Annotated in this window: 5 protein-coding genes; 3 read left to right on the top strand and 2 right to left on the bottom strand. The window is 62.1% G+C overall.

From position 1 onward, the window contains the following. The coding region (locus SB822_RS54095) for a hypothetical protein (RefSeq protein ID WP_410858718.1) at positions 1 to 338 on the bottom strand (338 nt) is incomplete at its 3' end. Positions 339 to 440: 102 nt separating this feature from the next. Here SB822_RS54095 and flgK point away from each other — a divergent pair. Together flgK and flgL are read left to right on the top strand one after the other, a co-directional pair. Further along, positions 441 to 2,414 carry a flagellar hook-associated protein FlgK gene (flgK, locus tag SB822_RS54090; RefSeq protein WP_410858717.1) on the top strand — a complete coding sequence of 658 codons (1,974 nt, stop codon included), beginning with the start codon at positions 441 to 443 and terminating at the stop codon, positions 2,412 to 2,414. A 14-nt stretch (positions 2,415 to 2,428) separates the two neighbouring features. Beyond that, a complete protein-coding gene (gene flgL / locus SB822_RS54085; RefSeq protein ID WP_079498721.1) occupies positions 2,429 to 3,649 on the top strand; it encodes a flagellar hook-associated protein FlgL in 1,221 nt (406 codons plus the stop codon). A gap of 149 nt (positions 3,650 to 3,798) precedes the next feature. On the opposite strand, the gene SB822_RS54080 is transcribed toward flgL, so the two are convergent. Then, positions 3,799 to 5,004, bottom strand: coding sequence for an IS110 family transposase (locus SB822_RS54080; protein ID WP_167449584.1), 1,206 nt, complete (start codon positions 5,002 to 5,004; stop codon positions 3,799 to 3,801). A gap of 15 nt (positions 5,005 to 5,019) precedes the next feature. On the opposite strand from SB822_RS54080, the gene SB822_RS54075 reads away from it, so the two are divergent. Continuing rightward, on the top strand, positions 5,020 to 5,219 hold a 200-nt coding region (locus SB822_RS54075), incomplete at its 3' end, for a hypothetical protein (protein WP_410858716.1).

Genomic DNA, 5,219 nt, shown 5'->3' with positions numbered 1-5,219 from the left:
GACGGTGTTAGCCGCTTTCTTTTGCCTACTTTTCTTTGCGGCGGCAAAGAAAAGTAGGTGCCGCCCCGCACAGGGGCAACGCATGAAGCTAGATAACAACTCGCGGATGCCAGCGCAAACGCCAGAGCAACCAAACCGCCCGCGCCACGAAGGCAAAACGCGTAAGCCATAGCAACGACAAAAAACCCAAACCGCATGCTCAGCGAACCCCGCCTCGCCGAGGCAAAACCCAAACCCCAACGTCGAAGACAAAACCAAACCCCATCCAGCGCTTCGCGCAACAAAACCACGTGCGCTTCGCGCAACAAAACCACGTGCGCTTCGCGCAAAAAAACCATTCCCGCCCTCAATCTTCCCGCCGGGAGGCCGATATACAAATTGTTCGGTCAACCTGGCGGTGCCACACACACCGCCCCTTACGCCGTCTTTCAGGATGACGCATGTCGAGTAACCTTTTTAGCATCGGCCTTAGTGGACTCAACGCAGCCCAATGGGGCCTGACGACTACGGGTCAGAACATCTCCAATCAGGCGACGCCCGGCTATTCCGTCGAGCGTCCCGTCTACTCGGAATCGAGCGGACAGTACACGGGCTCCGGCTATCTCGGCAGCGGCGTGTCGACCACGACCATCCAGCGCCAGTACAGCCAGTACCTCACGACCGAGCTGAACAACGCGCAGTCGCAGTCCGGTTCGCTCAACACGTACTACAACCTGATCGCGCAGCTCAACAACATGGTCGGCAATCCGACCTCGGGCATTTCGAGCGCGATCACGTCGTACTTCACCGGCATGCAGAACGTCGCGAACGATGCGTCGAATCCCGCGATGCGCCAAAGCGCCATCAGCAGCGCGCAATCGTTGGCGGACCAGATCAACGCAGCAGGCGATCAGTACGACCAGCTGCGCACCAGCGTCAACACGCAGATCGGCGACACGGTCAAGCAGATCAACACGTACAGCGCGCAAATTGCGCAACTGAATTCGCAGATCCAGTCGCTGAGCGCACAAGGCCAGCCGCCCAACCAGTTGCTCGACCAGCGCGACCTCGCCGTGTCGAACCTGTCGCAACTCGTCGGCGTGCAAGTCGTGCAAGGCGATAGCGGCTACAGCGTGTTCATGGGCAACGGCCAGCCGCTCGTCGTCGCCGACAAGAGCTTCAATCTCACAACCGTCACATCGCCGTCGGACCCGACGGAAACGGCCGTTGCCTACGCAGGTCTTGCGAGCCAGGCCGGAACGACGACGCCGCAAATCCTGCCCGACAGCGCCCAGCTGGGAGGGCAGATCGGTGGGCTGATGACGTTCCGCAGTCAGACACTCGATCCCGCCGAAGCGCAACTCGGCGCGATCGCGACGAGCTTCGCCGCGCAGGTCAACGCGCAGAATTCGCTCGGTATCGACCTGAACGGCAACAAGGGCGGCGCGCTGTTCACGGTCGGCAATCCGACCATCTTTGCGAACCTGAAGAACACGGGCGGCGCGACGCTGGGCGCTTCGTTGTCCAATCCGTCGCAGCCCGTATCGGGCGACTACACGCTGTCGTACGACGGCTCGAACTACACCCTGACCAATCGCGATACGGGCCAGGTCGTCGGCCAGGCGGCCAACCTGACCAACCCGATCGGCGGCATGCAGTTCTCGCTGACGGGCGCGATGAACGCCGGCGATTCGTTTACCGTCGAGCCGACGCGCGGCGCGCTGAACGGCTTCGGGCTGACGACGAGCGACGGTGCGGCCATCGCGGCTTCGTCGCCCGTTCTGGTGTCGAAGGGCACATCGAATACGGGCACGTCGTCGGTGACGCAGGGCACGGTGTCGTCGGGCTACACGTTGCCCAGCACGACCACCACGCTGACCTACGACTCGACGACGGGATCGATCTCCGGCTTCCCGGTCGGCTCGACCGTGACCATCGGTGGCACGCCGCCGACCTCGTACAACATCACGGCAGCGACGCCCAATGTGCCGTACAACCCGGCCATGGGCGCGTCGATGACGATCACGGGCAGCACGATCAACAACGTGTCGCTGCAGATCACGGGCACGCCCGCGAACGGCGACACCTTCACGATCGCGCCGAACCCGGCGGGCGGCAAGGACGGCCGCAACGCGCAGTCGATCTCGAATCTCGTGACGACGAAGTCGATGGGCAACGGTACGCTCACACTGACCGACTCGTACGCGAACTACGTGAACGACATCGGCAACCAGACGAACCAGATCCAGGCGTCGAGCAAATCGCAGACGGCACTCGTGACGCAGATCACGACCTCGCAGCAGGCGATTTCCGGCGTGAACATCAACGAGGAAGCGGCGAACCTGCTGCAATACCAGCAGTTGTATCAGGCGAACAGCAAGGTCATCCAGACGGCCCAGACGCTGTTCCAGACGATCCTCGGCATTTTCCAGTGAGGCGTTGAACGCATATGCGCATCTCTACCAGTCAATACTTCGGCATGAACGTCCAGACGATGGACGATCAGCAATCCACGCTCGCGTCGCTGTATCAGCAACTCTCGAGCGGCGTGAGTCTCGCGACGCCGTCGGACAACCCGGTCGGCGCGGCGCAGGCCGTGCAGCTCAGCATGCAGGGCGCGACGCTGTCGCAGTACGCCGACAACCAGAACACCGCGCTCGCTGCGCTGCAATCCGAGGACGGCTCGCTCTCCAGCATCAACAACGTGCTGACGTCGATCAGCACGCAGCTCGTGCGCGCGGGCGACGGCTCGCTCAACGACGGCGACCGCGGCGCGATCGCAACGCAGCTGCAGGGCTTGCGCAATCAGCTGATGGGTCTTGCGAACGGCACCGACGGCTCGGGCAACTATCTGTACGCCGGCTATCAGGCAGCGACACCGCCGTTCTCGATCAACGCGAGCGGCGCTGTTCAGTACAACGGCGACAGCGGCGTGCAGAACGTGCAGGTGACGGGCACCCGTAACATCGCGATCGGCGACACGGGCCAGGCGGTGTTCCTGAGCATCTCGCCGGCGGGCAGCGCGGCCGTGACGGCGGGCAATTCGGCCAACACGGGCACGGGCACGATCGGCAACGTGTCGGTGACCAATCCGACTGACCCGACGAACCAGCATCAGTACACGATCAACTTCACGTCCGCGACGACGTACACGATCACCGACGCGACCACGTCGACGACGAGCGCGCCGCAGACTTTCACGGCTGGCCAGGCGATTTCGCTTGGCGGCGGCGGCCAGAACGTGACGATTTCCGGCGCGCCCAATGCGGGTGATGCGTTTTCGGTGACGCCCGCGGCGCAGTCGAACAAGGACGTGTTCGCGAACCTCGATAGCGTGATTGCCGCGCTGCAAACGCCCGTCTCGGGCACGGGCGGCCAGGCGAACCTGACGAACGCGCTGGGCACGGCGCTGACGCAGTTGCACAACACGATGAACAACGTGACGTCGATCCAGACGTCGGTTGGCGGTCGCGAGCAGGAAGTCGAGGCGCTGCAGACGGTGACGCAGACGAACTCACTGCAGACCACGAGCAATCTTGCGGATCTGACGCAGACTGATCTGACGTCGGTGATCAGTAAGTACACGATGACCCAGTTTTCGCTGCAGGCTGCGCAGCAGGGTTTTTCGATGATTCAGAAGTTGTCGTTGTTTGATTACATCGGGAATTGATTTTTTCGTTGTTCATTTTTGTTTTTGCTTTTGTAGGTGTGAGACGCCTGGCTCTTTGAATAGGGTTGGGCGTTTTTTTTTGTCTTGCGACGCGGGGTGGTTTGTTTGTGTTTTCGCTGGCATCCGGGGGGGTGCCCCTATGTGATTCGTCAAGCGGTAGGGGCGGATTTTGGTTGGTAGAGGGTGCCGTCGCGCAGCATGGCGAACAGCACGTCGCAGCGTCGTCGAGCGAGAGCGATGAGCGCCTGATTGTGGCGCTTGCCCTGCTGGACCTTGCGCGCGTAATAGTCCCTTGAGATCGGGTCTCGCAGGGCAGCAAAGGCCGAGAGGAAGAGCGCTCTCTTGAGTACCTTGTTGCCCCGTCTGGACGGGTGTTCGCCACGGATCGACGAGCCCGAGCGTCGGGTCACCGGGGCGAGGCCGGCGTAGGCGGCGAGATGCGCAGCCGATGCGAAGGCTTTGTGAGCGACTTCAGTGAGGAGTCTGGCGGCGGTCCTGACGCCGACTCCCGGCATGCTGGTCAGGACCGGCCAAAGAGGGTGTGCGTGCACCAGACGTTCAACTTCGCTGGCAACCTCCTCGCGTTGCTTGCGCAAGGATGCGAGTTGCTGGGCAAGACGCGGCATGACGATGGTTGCGGCCTGAGTACCGGGCACGATCACAGCCTGTTCGCTGAGCGCCTGGACGATGTCGGCAGCCAGGCTCTTGCCCATGCGAGGCGCGAGTTTGGTGAGGCGGTTGGCGAGTGTTTTCTCGCTGGCTGAGGCGAGCTCGGCGGGTGACGGGTATCGCTCAAGCAGATCGAGCACGGCCGGATGGTCGAGGCGCGGCCCCAGGACCCTTTCCAGCGCCGGATGGATCTGGGTGAGCAGACCTCGAATGCGGTTGCTGGTCTGCGTGATCTGGGCCGCCAGATCGTCGTCGAAGCCGCACAGCATGGTGAGTTCGGCGAGTGGTTCGTCAGCCAGCCGAAGTGAGCGCAGCGTATGCGGCATTGAGCGCGCGGCTTCAGCGATGATGGCGGCATCGCGAGCATCAGTCTTGGCTTCACCGGCGTGCAGGTCGGCGATGCGGCGCATAGCCAGACCCGGTAGATATGCGACCAGAACACCTTCATCACGGGCGACTGCCACGGGCAACGCGCCGATGGTGGCGGGTTGATCGACGACGAACAGGAGCTGGCCGTGCGTCTTGAGTTCGGTAATGAGGGCGCGCAGCTTGGCCTCATCGTTGGGCAGCGCCTTGTTGTAAAGGCGCTTTCCGCGCCGATCGAGGGCGACGGCGTGATGGTGGCCTTTGCCGACATCGACGCCGACGAATACATCGACAGAGCTATGTTGTTGGTTTTCTTGCATCGAAGGCTTTGCAGGTTGAACGGTTTGGCCTGCAACATCGGTGGCAAGTCTCGGCATCCACGTTACGGACGGCCTCAAGATATCCTGGCCGAGCCCCTATTAGCGATCACCAGCCACCCACCAGGCCCGGTGACAACACCCCCCTATAAGGACTTTCCCTTTTTGCAAGCTGGGGTTGATTTATCCATCCATCCATTCGACTCCCATGTCATCGG

The sequence above is a fragment of the Paraburkholderia sp. SIMBA_054 genome (assembly GCF_046534875.1).
GTDB lineage: Bacteria > Pseudomonadota > Gammaproteobacteria > Burkholderiales > Burkholderiaceae > Paraburkholderia > Paraburkholderia hospita.
The sequence above is the reverse complement of the archived record's forward strand: the minus strand, read 5'-3'. Positions and strand labels throughout refer to the sequence as shown.

Coding starts and splice junctions, on each gene's coding strand:
- flgL (WP_079498721.1), top strand. CDS start 2,429: ATGCGCATCTCTACCAGTCAATACTTCGGCATGAACGTCCAGACGATG.
- SB822_RS54080 (WP_167449584.1), bottom strand. CDS start 5,004: ATGCAAGAAAACCAACAACATAGCTCTGTCGATGTATTCGTCGGCGTC.
- flgK (WP_410858717.1), top strand. CDS start 441: ATGTCGAGTAACCTTTTTAGCATCGGCCTTAGTGGACTCAACGCAGCC.